A 16,033-nucleotide genomic window follows, 5' to 3' on the forward strand; every position below is an offset into this window, starting at 1 on the left:
CATGGTGTTGCGCCGTCCGGATGACCCCTCGATGACCTTGGCAATTCCGGCAGTTGACGCTCTGTCCTGATCGCGTTCGGTACCGGAACCGTCCGCGCAAGTCCCCCAAGGGAACGTATCTGCGCGCGTACGATCCCCCACCCTTCGCACACTGCGACGCCGCAGTCACGCTACGCTCACCAGGATTCGGGTTCGTCACCTCAATCCGTAATCAGGCAGGCAGCTCGGCACCAGTCATCACTAGACGGGCAAGACTCCATCTTCACCAGCAAAAAGATCCCAGCGGCTCCCACGACCCGGACCACGGGCACTCAGGTCCAGGCCCCGACCCGGGGCACCCTCTCCGACTCACTCGGCAAGCAGCAGAACGGCACAAGGCGGCGCATGCCACAGCACACCTCCGGATCCGACCGGGCGGCGGTTCCCCCCGCAGCCCGCGGCTCCAGCGTGCGGCCTCCGGCCCCCTCCTCGCTCGAGGAGCTGTGGAGGTCGTACAAGGCGACGGGCGACGAGCGCCTGCGGGAGCAGTTGATCCTGCACTACTCGCCGCTGGTGAAGTACGTCGCGGGCCGGGTGAGCGTCGGGCTGCCGCCCAATGTCGAGCAGGCCGACTTCGTCTCGTCCGGGGTGTTCGGGCTGATCGACGCGATCGAGAAGTTCGACATCGAGCGGGAGATCAAGTTCGAGACGTACGCGATCACCCGGATCCGCGGCGCCATGATCGACGAATTGCGGGCCCTGGACTGGATTCCTCGCTCCGTGCGGCAGAAGGCGCGCAACGTGGAGCGGGCCTACGCCACGTTGGAGGCCAAGCTGCGGCGCTCGCCCTCGGAGAGCGAGGTGGCCGAGGAGATGGGTGTGGCGCTGGAGGAACTGCACGCGGTTTTCAGCCAGTTGTCGCTGGCGAACGTGGTGGCCCTGGAGGAGCTGCTGCACGTCGGGGGCGAGGGCGGTGACCGGCTCAGCCTCATGGACACCCTGGAGGACCAGGCCGCCGACAATCCGGTGGAGGTCGCCGAGGACCGTGAGCTGCGGCGGTTCCTGGCGCGGGCGATCAATACGCTGCCCGAGCGGGAGAAGACCGTCGTCACGCTCTACTACTACGAGGGGCTGACCCTCGCCGAGATCGGCAACGTGCTGGGCGTGACGGAGAGCCGGGTCAGCCAGATCCACACGAAGTCGGTGTTGCAGCTGCGGGCGAAGCTGGCGAGTTTCGGACGCTGAGGGCGCTTGGGCGACCTGCGGTGGTGAATCGTCCCTGCCGTGATCGGCGGCCCGCCGTGGCCGGGCGACGGGCCGCCGTGACCGCCGAGGCTCCCGTAGCGGGCGGCGCGTCCGTACAGTGGATGTGTGCCAAGGATTCGAGCGGCCTCTGTGGCCGAGCACCGGTCGATGCAGCGCGCGGCTCTTCTGGATGCCGCGCGTTCCCTGCTGTCCGAGGGTGGGACGGAGGCGCTGACGTTCCCCGCGCTCGCGGAGCGGACGGGGCTCGCGCGGTCGTCCGTGTACGAGTACTTCAAGTCCCGCGCGGGTGTGGTCGAGGAGCTGTGCGCTGTCGACTTCCCGGTGTGGGCCGCCGAGGTCGAGGCCGGGATGGCGCGGGCCGCGACGCCGCAGGGCAAGGTCGAGGCGTATGTGCGGGAGCAGCTGGCGCTGGTCGGGGACCGGCGGCACCGGGCTGTCGTCGCGATCTCCGCGAGCGAGCTGGACGCCGGGGCGCGGGAGAAGATCCGGGCCGCGCACGGGGGGCTCGTCGCGATGATCGTCGAGGCGCTCGGGGAGATGGGGCACGGGCAGCCGCGGCTGGCGGCGATGCTGGTGCAGGGCGTTGTCGATGCCGCGGTGCGGCGGATCGAGCTCGGGGCCGCCGAGGAGCCGGGTGTGATCGTGGATGCCGCCGTGGGCATGGCGCTGCGGGGCGTTCAGGGCTGAAGCCCTGCTTTTCCGGCCGGCGCCGCGCCGAGGTCCCGCCGTGCGGCCTGTGCTGAGATCCCGCCCTTCGGGCCTGTGCTCCGGCGCCGTTCCTCGGGCCTGCGCTGCGGCGCCGTGGCCGGGCCCCATCGGAGCGCTCACCCCGCGCCGGGGTGCCGCCTTGCCCACCCTGCCGCCCATGGCGGCAGATTGCCCAAGACGGCGGCGTCACCCGGGGCGTGGGCGGTCCAGGACGGCGGCGTCCCCCGGGGCGTAGGCGCTGCCCATGGCGAATGGGCGGTCCAAGGCGGTGGTGTCAGCCGGGGCGTAGGCGCTGTCCACGGTGAATGGGTGGCCCGAGACGGTCGTGTCGTAGGTGGGGGTGGGGGCCAGATGGGGAGTAGGCGGGGTGGGGTGGGGGTTCGTAGGGAGGGGTCCAGTAGGGACAGCGGGTCCAGGTAGGTGGCGCCCCGCCGCAGGCCCCAGTGCAGGCAGGACGGTGCCGTGGGCGGGCAGTGGCCCGTCGGGAGTTCCAGGGTGCCGATCACCTGACCCGGCGCGACCTCGTCGCCCTCCGCCACCGTCGCCGCCACCGGCTCGTACGTCGTACGCAGGGGCGGATCCCCGGTGCCCGCCAGCTCCACGGAGATCACGCCCCGGCCCGCCACCCGGCCCGCGAAGGAGATCCGGCCGGCGGCCTGTGCCCGCACCGGGGCGCCGATCGGGGCCGCCAGGTCAACGCCGCGGTGGCCAGGACCGTAGGGTGACGCCGGTGGGGACCAGGCGCGTACCACCGCGGGTCGGTCGCCCACCGGCCAGAGACCGGCCGCGTGCGCCGGTGTTCCGGCGGACAGCGCCGCCAGCAAAAACATCACGCAGAGTAGTCGTCGCATGGCGGAGATGATCCGCGATCGGACTCGTCCCGGGGGATCTTGGCCGGGAAACGTGGACTACCGGCCGGTTGTGGACAGCGGCGTCACCCGGTACCTCCAGGGTCCCGTACACTTCATGTGGCGATCCGGGCCACCGGATCGACTTCGCACGCCCCGACACCGGGCCCGTTCGGGTTCGTGTCAGCGCCTTTCGGTCCCGTGCTCACGCACGAGGCAGGCGCGCTCGGGACGTCAGGAAACAACCGAGAACACTCAGAGGAGTACGGCCATGGCCGTCGTCACGATGCGGGAGCTGCTGGAGAGCGGCGTCCACTTCGGTCACCAGACCCGTCGTTGGAACCCGAAGATGAAGCGCTTCATCTTCACGGAGCGCAACGGCATCTACATCATCGACCTGCTCCAGTCGCTGTCGTACATCGACCGCGCCTACGAGTTCGTCAAGGAGACCGTCGCCCACGGCGGCACGGTCATGTTCGTCGGTACGAAGAAGCAGGCGCAGGAGGCGATCGCCGAGCAGGCGACCCGCGTCGGCATGCCCTACGTGAACCAGCGCTGGCTGGGCGGCATGCTCACCAACTTCTCGACCGTCTACAAGCGTCTGCAGCGCCTCAAGGAGCTCGAGCAGATCGACTTCGAGGACGTCGCCGCGTCCGGTCTCACCAAGAAGGAGCTTCTCGTGCTCTCGCGCGAGAAGGCCAAGCTGGAGAAGACCCTCGGCGGTATCCGCGAGATGTCCAAGGTTCCCAGCGCCGTCTGGATCGTGGACACCAAGAAGGAGCACATCGCTGTCGGCGAGGCCCGGAAGCTCAACATCCCGGTCGTCGCGATCCTCGACACGAACTGTGACCCCGACGAGGTCGACTACAAGATCCCGGGCAACGACGACGCGATCCGCTCCGTCACCCTGCTCACCCGCGTGATCGCCGACGCCGTCGCCGAGGGCCTCATCGCCCGTTCCGGCGTGGCCACCGGTGACTCGAAGCCGGGCGAGAAGGCCCAGGGCGAGCCGCTCGCCGAGTGGGAGCGCGACCTGCTCGAGGGCGAGAAGAAGGCCGACGAGAAGGCCGACGAGAAGGCTGAGGAGGCCGCTCCGGCCGCCGACGCCGCTGCCGCCGAGGCCCCCGCTGCCGAGGCGCCCGCCGCCGAGGCCCCGGCCGCGGACGCCGAGCAGGCCTGACCCGTACGGGATTCGGTTTCATGAGGTGACGGCGGGGGCCCCACAAGGCCCCCGCCGTTCACCCGTGACCGTCCTCCGTACGACCTTTCGTCGTCAGACACTTCAGACTTCGTAGAGAGAAAACCAGGATCATGGCGAACTACACCGCCGCTGACGTCAAGAAGCTCCGTGAGCTCACGGGCGCCGGCATGATGGACTGCAAGAAGGCGCTCGACGAGGCCGAGGGCAACGTCGACAAGGCCGTCGAGGCGCTGCGCATCAAGGGCCAGAAGGGCGTCGCCAAGCGCGAGGGCCGCTCCGCCGAGAACGGCGCTGTCGTCTCCCTCATCGCCGACGACAACTCCACCGGCGTCATCGTCGAGCTGAAGTGCGAGACGGACTTCGTCGCCAAGGGCGAGAAGTTCCAGGCCGTCGCCAACGAGCTGGCCGCGCACATCGCCAAGACGTCGCCCGCCGACATCGACGCCCTGCTCGCCTCCGAGATCGAGGCCGGCAAGACCGTCCAGGCGTACGTCGACGAGGCCAACGCCACCCTGGGCGAGAAGATCGTCCTGGAGCGCTTCGCCCAGTTCTCCGGCGCGTACGTCACCGCGTACATGCACCGCACCATGCCCGACCTGCCCCCGCAGATCGGTGTCCTGGTCGAGCTGGACAAGGCCGACGCCGACCTCGCCAAGGGTGTCGCGCAGCACATCGCCGCCTTCGCGCCGAAGTACCTCACCAAGGACGACGTCCCGGCCGAGGTCGTCGAGTCCGAGCGTCGCGTCGCCGAGGAGACCACCCGCGCCGAGGGCAAGCCCGAGGCCGCGCTCCCGAAGATCGTCGAGGGTCGCGTCAACGGCTTCTTCAAGGAGGTCACCCTCCTCGGTCAGCCGTACGCGCTCGACAACAAGAAGTCGGTCGAGAAGGTCCTCCAGGAGGCCGGTGTCACCCTGAAGCGCTTCTCGCGCATCAAGGTCGGCATCTGAGTCCGTACCGCGCCCGACGCGAGACCCCGCTAGGGTCGACAGCAGTCGTCCGGGTACGCACCGGACGACCGCAGATGTGACGAGGAGGCCATTGCCGCACATGGGATGCGAAACACCCCATCGGCAATGGTCTCCTTCGTATGTGTGCCAAGCAAGAAGAGGCGAGAATCCATGACCAGCACCCAGGCAGCAGACAAGGGCGACAAGAGCGACGACGGCAAAGGCGCTGGGCGCTTTCTGCTGAAGCTCTCCGGTGAGGCGTTCGCCGGGGGCGGGGGTCTGGGTGTCGACCCCGACGTGGTGCACGCCATCGCCCGTGAGATCGCGGCCGTCGTCCGCGACGGGGCGCAGATCGCCGTCGTCATCGGCGGCGGCAACTTCTTCCGCGGTGCCGAGCTCCAGCAGCGCGGCATGGACCGGGCCCGTTCCGACTACATGGGCATGCTCGGTACGGTCATGAACTGCCTGGCCCTCCAGGACTTCCTGGAGAAGGAGGGCATCGACAGCCGCGTCCAGACCGCCATCACGATGGGCCAGGTCGCCGAGCCGTACATCCCGCTGCGGGCCGTGCGCCACCTGGAGAAGGGCCGCGTCGTGATCTTCGGCGCCGGCATGGGCATGCCGTACTTCTCCACCGACACCACCGCCGCGCAGCGCGCCCTGGAGATCGACGCCGAGGCGCTGCTCATGGGCAAGAACGGTGTCGACGGTGTCTACGACTCGGACCCGAAGACCAACCCCGGGGCCGTGAAGTTCGACGCGCTCAGCTACGGCGAGGTCATCACGCGCGACCTGAAGGTCGCCGACATGACCGCCATCACCCTGTGCCGCGACAACAAGCTGCCGATCCTCGTCTTCGAGCTCCTCACGTCGGGCAATATCGCGCGCGCGGTCAAGGGTGAGAAGATCGGGACGCTGGTGGGCGAGCAGGGCACCCGCGCCTGACCCTCGGGTCCGTGACACCCCGCAGGGGATGGACAATGTCCTGCCGGTCGGACACCGTGCAAGGACACCGCAGGACCGCAGGACACCGCAGGAAGCCGCGCGATCACACCGCGCGGGAAGCAACAGACGCGACGCAGCCGGCCGCCCCCGTGCACGCCGGGCCTCACTCAAGACACGCAGGAGCAAGTGGTGATCGAAGAGACCCTCCTCGAGGCCGAGGAGAAGATGGAGAAGGCCGTCGTGGTCGCCAAGGAGGACTTCGCCGCGATCCGCACCGGCCGTGCGCACCCGGCGATGTTCAACAAGATCGTGGCCGACTACTACGGCGCGCTGACGCCGATCAACCAGCTCGCCTCGTTCTCGGTGCCGGAGCCGCGGATGGCCGTGGTGACCCCGTTCGACAAGAGCGCGCTGCGCAACATCGAGCAGGCGATCCGTGACTCGGACCTGGGCGTCAACCCGAGCAACGACGGCAACATCATTCGTGTGACGTTCCCCGAGCTCACCGAGGAGCGCCGCCGCGACTACATCAAGGTCGCCAAGAGCAAGGCGGAGGACAGCAAGGTGTCCATCCGCTCCGTCCGCCGCAAGGCCAAGGAAGCCATCGACAAGGCGATCAAGGACGGCGACATCGGCGAGGACGAGGGCCGTCGCGGCGAGAAGGAGCTGGACGACACCACCGCCAAGTACGTGGCCCAGGTCGACGAGCTGCTCAAGCACAAGGAAGCCGAGCTGCTCGAAGTCTGAGGCAGCGCGGAAGATCGAGGTTCGAGGAATCCGTGAACGACTCTTCCTGGGGGGCGCCGCAGACCGGGCCCGGGTACTGGGGGCCCGCTGATCAGGACCGGGCCCCGGCAGGTCCCGCGTACGGTCAGGGCCCCTCGTACGACCAGGGACGCGCTCCGGCGGGTCCCGCGTACGAACGGCACGCGGTTGAGGAGACTCGGCCCATGCCCATCGTGCCCGATATGCCCGACGTGCCCACCGGCGGCGGTGACGACCAGGACGACCGGGGGGCTGCTCGGCTGAGCGGTCCCCTGTTCCGCGACGAGGCGACCCCGCAGGCCGAGCGGCCGGCGCCACCGTCGCAGACCCCGCAGGAGCCCATGACCGGCGCAGCACCTCAGCCCCAGCCCGAGCCGCAGCCCCAGCCCCAGAAGAAGAGCGCGGGCCGGGACCTCGGCGCGGCCATAGGAGTCGGCGTCGGACTCGGTGCCGTGATCATCGCGTCGCTGTTCATCGTCAAGGCGGTGTTCGTCGGCGTGATAGCGGTCGCCGTCGTGGTGGGCCTGTGGGAGCTCACCTCGCGGCTCGACGAGCGCAAGGGCATCAAGGCGCCGCTCGTGCCGCTGGCCGTCGGTGGCGCCGCGATGGTCGTCGCCGGGTACGTCCGCGGGCCCGAGGGCGCGTGGGTGGCCATGGCGCTGACCGCGCTCGCCGTCCTGGTGTGGCGGATGACCGAGCCGCCCGAGGGCTATCTGAAGGACGTGACGGCCGGCGTCTTCGCCGCCTTCTACGTCCCGTTCCTCGCGACGTTCGTGGCGATGATGCTCACCGCGGACGACGGGGCCTGGCGGGTCCTGACCTTCCTGATCCTGACGGTGGTCAGCGACACCGGCGCGTACGCGATCGGCTGGCGCTTCGGCAAGCACAAGCTGGCGCCGCGCATCAGCCCCGGAAAGACCCGCGAGGGGCTCTTCGGCGCGGTGCTGTTCGCGATGGTGGCGGGCGTCCTGTGCATGCAGTTCCTGATCGACGACGGGACCTGGTGGCAGGGCCTGGTGATCGGCGCCTGCGTCGCGGCCAGCGCGACCCTGGGCGACCTCGGCGAGTCCATGATCAAGCGCGACCTGGGCATCAAGGACATGGGAACCCTGCTCCCGGGCCACGGCGGCATCATGGACCGCCTGGACTCCCTGCTGCCGACGGCGCCGGTGGTGTGGCTGCTGCTGGTGCTGTTCGTGGGCTCCGCCTGAGCCGAGCCGACCGAATGAGGGGCGGGCGCCTGCTGGGCGCCCGCCCCTCGGTGTCCTTCGGCGTCGCCGCCCGTCCCCACCGCTGAATCCGTAGATCACTTCACATCACGCCGGGAGAACCCGTGACCGACAGCAAGAACATCAACAACCCCGTGGGCCAGGGCGGCGGCCAGCGCAAGAAGCAGTCCCGCGCCGAACGGCAGAACAACGGTCCGCACCGCAACCTCGACCGCAAGCGCGCGGCCGACCAGAAGGCGGAGCTGCTGCGCAAGATGCGCGAGAAGACGGGCACGGCCGAGGGCACCGCGCAGGCGGACGACGACACCGCACAGAGCTGACGCACCACTGCCGCAGAGCGGCATCGCACGGGGCAGGGCCCGGACCACCACGCGTGGTCCGGGCCCTGCCGCCGTCCGGAGCCGAAGCCGGGACCGGATGCCCAGGGCGACGACCCCGGGTCACCCTCATCCATCTGCGACACTAGTACAGCCATGCCTAAGCCCGGAGAACTCACCTTTGTCGCCCCCCGCGGAGCCAAGAAGCCGCCGCGGCACCTTGCCGATCTGACTCCTGCGGAGCGGAAGGAGGCTGTCGCCGCGATCGGCGAGAAGCCGTTCCGTGCCAAGCAGCTGTCGACGCACTACTTCGCGCGGTACGCGCACGACCCCGAGCAGTGGACCGACATCCCCGCCGCGTCGCGCGAGAAGCTGCGCGAGGCGCTGCTGCCCGAGCTGATGACCGTCGTGCGGCATCTGTCGACCGACCAGGACACCACGCGCAAGACGCTGTGGCGGCTGTTCGACGGGACGCTCGTCGAGTCGGTCCTCATGCGGTATCCGGACCGAGTGACGATGTGCATCTCGTCGCAGGCCGGGTGCGGGATGAACTGCCCGTTCTGCGCCACCGGGCAGGCCGGTCTCGACCGGAACCTGTCGACCGGCGAGATCGTGCACCAGATCGTCGACGGGATGCGCGCCCTGCGCGACGGGGAGATCCCCGGCGGGCCCGCGCGGCTGTCCAACATCGTGTTCATGGGGATGGGCGAGCCGCTCGCCAACTACAAGCGGGTTGTCGGCGCCATCCGGGCGCTCACCGACCCCGAGCCGGACGGGCTCGGGCTGAGCCAGCGCGGCATCACCGTGTCGACCGTGGGGCTCGTGCCCGCCATCCACCGGTTCGCCGACGAGGGCTTCAAGTGCCGGCTCGCCATCTCGCTGCACGCGCCGGACGACGAGCTGCGCGACACCCTCGTACCGGTCAACACCCGGTGGAAGGTGCGCGAGGTCCTCGACGCCGGGTGGGAGTACGCGGCCAAGTCGGGGCGCCGGCTCTCCATCGAGTACGCGCTCATCCGGGACATCAACGACCAGGCGTGGCGCGGTGACCGGCTCGGGCGGCTGCTCCGCGGCAAGCCTGTGCACGTCAACCTGATCCCGCTGAACCCGACGCCCGGGTCGAAGTGGACGGCGTCGCGGCCCGAGGACGAGAAGGCGTTCGTCGAGGCGATCGCCGCTCACGGGGTGCCCGTGACCGTGCGCGACACCCGCGGTCAGGAGATCGACGGGGCGTGTGGTCAGCTCGCGGCGACCGAGCGGTAGCCTGGCACCCGTACCTCGTACATACACTCGTACATACATCTTCATATTCCGACAGGGGAGCGCCACAGCGCTGAGAGTGCGGTAGCCAGACACATGGTGGGCCGCAGACCCTCTGAACCTTGCCCAGGTCATTCTGGGTAGGAAGTTCGGTCACCACTCAAGCTGTTGCGCCCTGCCCTGAGGCCGTCGAGGCCCCGGGGCAGGGCCGCGTCTCTTCCTGGACACCCCCAGGAGGACATTCAAGTGAGCAAGAAGACATACGTGGCCGTGGCGGTGGGCCTCGGCCTGGTCACGCTGTCCGCGTGCGGGTCGTCATCGGACACCGCGGGCTCGGACGGCGGCTCCAAGACCGTCACGCTGGTCAGCCACGACTCGTGGGCCGTCTCCAAGAGCGTGCTCGCCGACTTCGAGAAGACCTCCGGGTACAAGGTGAGGGTCCTCAAGGACGGCGATGCCGGAGAGGCCGTCAACAAGGCCATCCTGTCCAAGGGCAACCCGCAGGGCGACGTCTTCTTCGGCGTCGACAACACCCTGCTCTCTCGCGCCCTCGACAACGGCGTCTTCGCCTCCTACAAGGCCAAGGGCCTGGACCAGGTGAAGAGCCAGTACCAGCTCGACGCCGGCAAGCACCGGGTCACGCCGATCGACACCGGCGACATCTGCGTCAATTACGACAAGAAGTACTTTGAGGATCATCATCTGACGCCGCCGGCCTCCTTCGCCGACCTCGCCAAGCCCGCGTACAAGGACCTCCTCGTCACCGAGAATGCGGCCACCTCGTCGCCCGGCCTCGGCTTCCTGCTCGGCTCGGCCGCCAAGTACGGCGACGACGGCTGGCAGGCGTACTGGAAGAAGCTCAAGGCCAACGGCGTGAAGGTCGTCGACGGCTGGGAGCAGGCCTACAACGAGGAGTTCAGCGGCAGCGCCGGCGGCAAGAAGGCGGGCGGCGAGCGGCCGCTCGTCGTGAGCTACGCGTCGTCGCCGCCGGTCGAGGCCATCTACTCCGACCCGCAGCCGAAGACCTCGCCGGTCGGCGTGGCGAAGGGGACCTGCTTCCGGCAGATCGAGTTTTCCGGGCTGCTCGACGGCGCGAAGAACGAGAAGGGCGGGCAGGCGCTCGTCGACTTCCTGATCTCCAAGAAGTTCCAGGAGGACATGCCGCTCAACATGTTCGTCGACCCGGTGACGAAGAACGCCACCGCGCCCGCCGCGTACACCAAGTACGCGGTCCCGGTCGAGAACCCCGAGACGATGGCGCCGCGCACGATCGCCGACCACCGTGACGACTGGGTCAAGTCGTGGACCTCGCTCGTACTGAAGTAGGAGGCGGCCGGAAGGCGTTCCACGGGAACGCGGCGCGGCTGGGGCTCATGCTCCTGCCCGTCGTGTTCTTCGCGGTCTTCTTCGCCTATCCCGTCGTCGCGATCGTCGAGCGCGGGCTGCACGTGGACGGCGGCTGGCAGTTCGGGCGGATCACCGAGGTGCTCGGGCAGTCCGACATCCGGCACGTGCTGTGGTTCACCGTGTGGCAGGCGCTCGCCTCGACCGCGCTCACGCTGCTGGTCGCGCTGCCCGGCGCCTACGTCTTCGCCCGCCTCGACTTCCCCGGCAAGCAGGTGCTGCGGGCCGTCGTCACCGTGCCGTTCGTGCTGCCGACCGTCGTCGTCGGCACCGCCTTCCTCGCCCTCCTCGGACAGGGCGGCCTGCTCGACGAACTGTGGGGAGTACGGCTCGACACCACGGTGTGGGCGATCCTGCTCGCGCACGTCTTCTTCAACTACGCCGTCGTCGTACGGACCGTCGGCGGCCTGTGGGCACAGCTCGACCCCCGCCAGGAGGAGGCCGCGCGGATGCTGGGCGCCTCGCGCCTCGCCGCCTGGCGGAAGGTGACGCTGCCCGCGCTCGGGCCCGCCGTCGCGGCCGCCGCGCTGATGGTCTTCCTGTTCACCTTCACCTCGTTCGGCGTCGTGCAGATCCTCGGCGGGCCCGGATTCTCGACGCTGGAGGTCGAGATCTACCGGCAGACCGCGCAGATCTTCGACCTGCCGACCGCCGCCGTGCTCACCCTCGTGCAGTTCGCCGCCGTCGGACTGATCCTCGCCGTGCACGCCTGGACGGTGCGGCGACGGGAGAGCGCCCTGCGGCTCGTCGACGCGTCGCAGACGGCACGGCGGCCGCGCGGCGCCGGGCAGTGGGCCCTGCTGGGCGGGGTCCTCGCGAGCGTCGTCGTCCTGGTCCTGCTCCCGCTGGGCGTACTGGTGCTGCGCTCGCTCGACACGGCGGACGGGTTCGGGTTCGGCTACTACCGGGCGCTGCTCTCGGCCGACGGCGGGACCTTCCTCGTACCGCCCATCAATGCCATCGGGAACTCGCTGGAGTACGCGCTCGCCGCCACCGCCATCGCGCTGCTGATCGGCGGCCTCGCCGCGGCGGCGCTCACCCGGCGCGCGGGGCGGCTCGTGCGCGGGTTCGACGCGCTGCTGATGCTGCCGCTCGGCGTGTCCGCGGTGACCGTCGGATTCGGGTTCCTCATCACCCTCGACAAGCCGCCGCTCGACCTGCGGGCCTCCTGGATCCTGGTGCCGCTGGCCCAGGCGCTGGTGGGCGTGCCCTTCGTCGTGCGGACCATGCTGCCGGTGCTGCGCGCCGTCGACGGGCGGCTGCGGGAGGCCGCCGCCGTGCTCGGCGCCTCGCCGCTGCGGGCCTGGCGCGAGGTCGACCTGCCGATGGTGCGGCGGGCGCTGCTCGTCGCCGCGGGCTTCGCCTTCGCCGTCTCGCTCGGCGAGTTCGGCGCGACCGTGTTCATCGCGCGGCCCGACAACCCGACCCTGCCCGTCGCCGTGGCCCGCCTCCTCGGGCGGGCCGGGGACCTCAACTACGGCCAGGCGATGGCCCTCTCGACGATCCTGATGCTCGTCTGCGCCGTCTGCCTGCTGCTGCTCGAACGCATCCGGCCTGCCAAGGCCACGACCGGGGAGTTCTGATGGCGCCCTCGCCGCAATCGCCGCCGCTGCTGCAACTGGCCGACGCCACCGTACGGTTCGGCGGGCGCGCCGTCCTCGACGCGGTCGGGCTCGAGGTCGCCGAGCACGAGATCGTGTGCGTGCTCGGGCCGAGCGGCAGCGGCAAGTCGACGCTGCTGCGGGCCGTCGCGGGGCTCCAGGACCTCGACGCCGGGCAGGTGCTGCTCGGCGGGCGCGACCAGCGCGGAGTGCCCGCGCACAAGCGGGGCGTGGGCCTGATGTTCCAGGACCACCAGCTGTTCCCGCAGCGCGACGTCGGCGGCAATGTCGCCTTCGGCCTGCGCATGCACGGCGCGCCGAAGAGCGAACAGGGCGACCGTGTACGGGAATTGCTCGCCCTCGTCGGGCTGCCCGGCGCCGAGCGGCGGGCCGTCGCCGCGCTCTCCGGCGGTGAGCAGCAGCGCGTCGCCCTGGCCAGGGCGCTCGCGCCGCGGCCCCGGCTGCTGATGCTGGACGAACCGCTCGGGCAGCTCGACCGGTCGTTGCGGGAGCGGCTCGTCGTCGAACTCCGTGAGCTGTTCGGCGAGCTGGGGACCACCGTGCTCGCCGTCACCCACGACCAGGGGGAGGCGTTCGCGCTGGCCGACCGGGTCGTGGTGATGCGGGACGGGCGGATCGCCCAGTCCGGGACGCCTCTGGAGGTGTGGCAGCGGCCCGCCGACGAGTTCGTGGCGCGCTTCCTCGGCTTCGACAACGTCGTCGCGGCGACCGTCTCCGGGGAGGTCGCCGACACGCCCTGGGGCAAGGTGCCGGTGCCCGCCGGCACGGCGCAGGGCGCCGGACACCTCCTCGTCCGGCCGGCCGGCGTGCGGCTGGTGCCCGCCGACGAGGCACAGGTGACGTGCACGGTGGCCGCCCGCACCTTCCGGGGTACGCACGTCGCGCTGCACCTGCAACCTGCGGACGCGCCCCGCCTCGAGGCGGCGTGCGCGCTGCGGGACGCGCCCGAGGTGGGCGACGAGGTGGGCGTCGCCTTCGACGCCCAGGAGATCGTGGCGCTGGCCGGCCCGGACGTGTAGCGGCCCGGACACGCGAAAGCGGCCGTACCGGGCACCGGTCCTGCTGGTGCCCCGTACGGCCGCCGAGGCGGATCAGGCCTTCGCGCCGCCGCGCTTGCGCAGCGCGAACACCACGCCGCCGCCCGCGACGACCAGCGCCGCCGCGATGCCCGCGAACAGGCCGGTGTTGGAGCTCGCTCCGGTCTCCGCCAGGTTCGAGTCACCCGCCGGGGAGGCCGAGTTGGCGGGGGCCGGGGCCGCCGAGGTGGAGGTCGAAGCGCTCGGCTTCGCCGACTCGGCCGGCTTCGACGGAGCCGGGGAGGACGCCGGCGGAGTCGAGGCCGGCGGGGTCGGCTTCTCGGTGGCGCACGCCGTGGCGGGCGTGGTGACGCCGCCCTTGATGTCCTCGTCGACGTTGTACTTGTCCGTCTTGACGTGGATGCGGTACGTCGCGTTCGGCGCCCAGTTCTCTTCGAACGTGATGGTGGCGCCCTCGCCGGTGCCCTTGACGACCTGCGAACCGATCTCCTTCTCCGAGCCGTTCGACTGGAGGTAGACGGTGACGGTCGCCGGGGTGCCCGAGCTGTCCTTGTCGGTGACGGTGATGACGCCCTTGTCGCCGGTGCAGCTCGCCGCAGCGGTGAACTCGGAGATGTTGCACGCGGACGCGGTGCCCGCGGCACCGACGGCCAGCACGGTCGCGGCGCACGCGACACCGGCGATACGTCCGGCACGGCCGGATATACGGGAGGAAAGGGAGGGGGGTACGGACACTGTTGTCCTTCACGGGATCTTGTCGAGATGACGGGGGTGCTGTGGGACCGCACGCGGCTATCGCCACGGAACCCCCACGGTCACCTCACGTTTACAAGTGCACGTGACGCAACGTCAATGCACAAACTGGGCACAGCAGTCAGTCTTGACCCGCGCTTGACCCGGCGATCCGTTTCAACGCCTCGCCGGCCTCCTCGACCGTGTCGACGAGCGCGATCCGTGACTCCATCGAGCGGCCCCGCGCGAGCGCCTGGAGCAACGGCCACGCCGGCAGCTCCTCCGTCCAGTGCGCGCGGCCGACCAGGACCATCGGCGTGGGCTCGCCCCGCGACTCGTAGTAGTTCGGGGTGGCGTTGTCGAAGATCTCCTGGACGGTGCCGGCCGCGCCGGGCAGGAAGATCACGCCCGCGTTGGAGCGGGCGAGCAGCCCGTCCTCGCGGGTGGCGTTCGCGAAGTACTTGGCGAGGTGCGAGGCGAACGGGTTGGGCGGCTCGTGGCCGTAGAACCAGGTGGGGATGCCGACCGAGGAACCGCCGTCCGGCCAGCGGTCGCGCACCTCGAAGGCGGCCCTGGCCCATTCGGTGACCGAGGGCGTGAACGACGGGCATTTCGCTACGAGTTGGAGCGCTTCGGTGAGCATCGGGTCGTCGAACGGGGCCGCGTACGCGCCCAGGTTCGCCGCCTCCATCGCGCCCGGGCCGCCGCCGGTGGCCACGGTGAGTCCGGCGCGGGCGAGTGTCCGGCCCAGGCGGGCCGCGCCCTCGTACGCCTCCGTGCCGCGCGCCATCGCGTGCCCGCCCATGACGCCCACCACCCGCGCCCCGGTGAGGAGTTCGTCGAGCGCGTCGGAGACCGAGTCGTCGTGCACGGCGCGCAGCATCGAGGCGAAGACGTCGCCGTCGGCCTTGGTGCGCTGGAACCAGTCGTAGGCGCGGGCGTCGGGAGTCGCCTCGTACCCCTCCTCCGAGGCCAGCCCCGCGAAGAGTTCACCGGGCGCGTAGACATGGCCGCGGTACGGGTCGAAGGGCAGGCCGGGGACGGGCGGGAAGACGAGGGCGCCGCGCGCTCTGACGCGCGCGGCGGCCTCCGGCTCCATCGGGCAGCCGAGGAATATGGCGCCCTGGACGTCGGCGTCCAGCAGGGTGGACGTACGGGCCGTCAGGTCGACGGCCTGGACGCGGTGTCCGGTGAGGCTGCCGCCGTCCGCGGTCACCCGGTCGAACTCGGCGAGCGTCTCGATCTCGTGGTCGGTCGTGGTGCTGGGCAGGGCGGGATCAGTGGGTGTCGACACCCGCCCACCTTAAGCACCGTCCGGCGCGCGGCAGTTGGTCAGCCCTCGACGACCGACGGGTCCATCCACGTGATCTCGAAGGTGTGGCCGTCGATGTCGTCGAAGGAGCGGCCGTACATGAACCCGTGGTCCTGCTTCTCGCCGGTCTCGGTGCCGCCCGCGGCGATCGCCTTCTCGACCAGCTCGTCGACCTTCTCGCGGCTCTCGGCGCTCAGACACAGCAGCACCTCGCTGCTGGTGGTCGAGTCGATGATGGACTTGTGGGTGAAGCCCGCGTACTTCTCCTTGGTCATCACCATCAGGACGATGGTGTCGCTGACGACCACGGCGGACGCGGTGTCGTCGGTGAACTGCTGGTTGATGGTGAAGCCCAGCTCCGTGAAGAACTTCTTGGCGGCGTCCAGGTCGCTCACGGCCAGATTCACGAAGATCATCTGCTGGTACATGGGGTGTCCGTCGCCTTCGGTGAGTTGGTTGGT

Annotated in this window: 15 protein-coding genes, 1 pseudogene and 1 riboswitch; of the genes and pseudogenes, 12 read left to right on the forward strand and 4 right to left on the reverse strand. The window is 70.2% G+C overall.

Features of this window, described 5'->3' with window-relative positions:
* Nucleotides 1–384 precede the first annotated feature (384 nt).
* Both whiG and ABII15_RS27715 read left to right on the forward strand, forming a co-directional pair.
* Entirely contained in the window at nucleotides 385–1,224 is an 840-nt protein-coding gene (whiG, locus tag ABII15_RS27710) for an RNA polymerase sigma factor WhiG (RefSeq protein ID WP_353944971.1), read from the forward strand.
* Nucleotides 1,225–1,374: 150 nt separating this feature from the next.
* The gene (locus ABII15_RS27715; RefSeq protein ID WP_353947228.1) at nucleotides 1,375–1,932 is read left to right on the forward strand and encodes a helix-turn-helix domain-containing protein; all 558 of its coding nucleotides are present in this window, start codon (nucleotides 1,375–1,377) and stop codon (nucleotides 1,930–1,932) included.
* A 371-nt stretch (nucleotides 1,933–2,303) separates the two neighbouring features.
* On the opposite strand, the pseudogene ABII15_RS27720 reads toward ABII15_RS27715, so the two are convergent.
* Nucleotides 2,304–2,783, reverse strand: a pseudogene (locus ABII15_RS27720) (M23 family metallopeptidase); the annotation flags it as partial.
* Nucleotides 2,784–3,072: 289 nt separating this feature from the next.
* On the opposite strand from ABII15_RS27720, the gene rpsB reads away from it, so the two are divergent.
* From rpsB to ABII15_RS27770, 10 genes are all read left to right on the forward strand, one after another.
* The gene (gene rpsB / locus ABII15_RS27725; protein WP_353944972.1) at nucleotides 3,073–3,981 is read left to right on the forward strand and encodes a 30S ribosomal protein S2; all 909 of its coding nucleotides are present in this window, start codon (nucleotides 3,073–3,075) and stop codon (nucleotides 3,979–3,981) included.
* Between the two features lie 131 nt (nucleotides 3,982–4,112).
* On the forward strand, nucleotides 4,113–4,949 hold the full coding sequence (tsf, locus tag ABII15_RS27730) for a translation elongation factor Ts (RefSeq protein ID WP_353944973.1): 837 nt from the start codon (nucleotides 4,113–4,115) through the stop codon (nucleotides 4,947–4,949).
* A gap of 171 nt (nucleotides 4,950–5,120) precedes the next feature.
* The gene (gene pyrH, locus ABII15_RS27735; protein WP_111668220.1) at nucleotides 5,121–5,894 is read left to right on the forward strand and encodes a UMP kinase; all 774 of its coding nucleotides are present in this window, start codon (nucleotides 5,121–5,123) and stop codon (nucleotides 5,892–5,894) included.
* A gap of 189 nt (nucleotides 5,895–6,083) precedes the next feature.
* Entirely contained in the window at nucleotides 6,084–6,641 is a 558-nt protein-coding gene (frr, locus tag ABII15_RS27740; protein ID WP_353944974.1) for a ribosome recycling factor, read from the forward strand.
* 32 nt (nucleotides 6,642–6,673) lie between these two features.
* On the forward strand, nucleotides 6,674–7,870 hold the full coding sequence (locus ABII15_RS27745; protein ID WP_353944975.1) for a phosphatidate cytidylyltransferase: 1,197 nt from the start codon (nucleotides 6,674–6,676) through the stop codon (nucleotides 7,868–7,870).
* Nucleotides 7,871–7,992: 122 nt separating this feature from the next.
* A complete protein-coding gene (locus ABII15_RS27750) occupies nucleotides 7,993–8,208 on the forward strand; it encodes a DUF6243 family protein (protein ID WP_353944976.1) in 216 nt (71 codons plus the stop codon).
* Between the two features lie 153 nt (nucleotides 8,209–8,361).
* The gene (gene rlmN, locus ABII15_RS27755; RefSeq protein ID WP_353944977.1) at nucleotides 8,362–9,468 is read left to right on the forward strand and encodes a 23S rRNA (adenine(2503)-C(2))-methyltransferase RlmN; all 1,107 of its coding nucleotides are present in this window, start codon (nucleotides 8,362–8,364) and stop codon (nucleotides 9,466–9,468) included.
* A gap of 43 nt (nucleotides 9,469–9,511) precedes the next feature.
* Nucleotides 9,512–9,630: riboswitch (TPP riboswitch) on the forward strand.
* Between the two features lie 81 nt (nucleotides 9,631–9,711).
* Nucleotides 9,712–10,791, forward strand: a complete 1,080-nt coding sequence (locus tag ABII15_RS27760; protein WP_353944978.1) for a thiamine ABC transporter substrate-binding protein — start codon at nucleotides 9,712–9,714, stop codon at nucleotides 10,789–10,791.
* Nucleotides 10,767–12,452, forward strand: coding sequence for an iron ABC transporter permease (locus ABII15_RS27765; protein ID WP_353944979.1), 1,686 nt, complete (start codon nucleotides 10,767–10,769; stop codon nucleotides 12,450–12,452). Before ABII15_RS27760 ends, ABII15_RS27765 begins: the two co-directional genes overlap by 25 nt.
* Nucleotides 12,452–13,510: an ABC transporter ATP-binding protein gene (locus tag ABII15_RS27770; protein ID WP_353944980.1), complete on the forward strand. Its 1,059-nt coding sequence runs from the start codon at nucleotides 12,452–12,454 to the stop codon at nucleotides 13,508–13,510. Before ABII15_RS27765 ends, ABII15_RS27770 begins: the two co-directional genes overlap by 1 nt.
* Before the next feature lie 72 nt (nucleotides 13,511–13,582).
* Here the strand turns inward: ABII15_RS27770 and ABII15_RS27775 are convergent, their stop codons facing one another.
* From ABII15_RS27775 to ABII15_RS27785, 3 genes are all read right to left on the reverse strand, one after another.
* Nucleotides 13,583–14,263, reverse strand: a complete 681-nt coding sequence (locus tag ABII15_RS27775) for an LAETG motif-containing sortase-dependent surface protein (RefSeq protein ID WP_353944981.1) — start codon at nucleotides 14,261–14,263, stop codon at nucleotides 13,583–13,585.
* A 139-nt stretch (nucleotides 14,264–14,402) separates the two neighbouring features.
* Nucleotides 14,403–15,554 (reverse strand): LOG family protein, encoded by a 1,152-nt coding sequence (locus tag ABII15_RS27780; protein ID WP_353944982.1) that lies wholly within the window; start codon nucleotides 15,552–15,554, stop codon nucleotides 14,403–14,405.
* 38 nt (nucleotides 15,555–15,592) lie between these two features.
* Nucleotides 15,593–16,000, reverse strand: coding sequence for a VOC family protein (locus ABII15_RS27785; protein WP_353944983.1), 408 nt, complete (start codon nucleotides 15,998–16,000; stop codon nucleotides 15,593–15,595).
* Nucleotides 16,001–16,033 lie beyond the last annotated feature (33 nt).

The sequence above is a fragment of the Streptomyces sp. HUAS MG91 genome, assembly GCF_040529335.1.
In the GTDB taxonomy this organism is placed as follows: Bacteria; Actinomycetota; Actinomycetes; order Streptomycetales; family Streptomycetaceae; genus Streptomyces; species Streptomyces tabacisoli.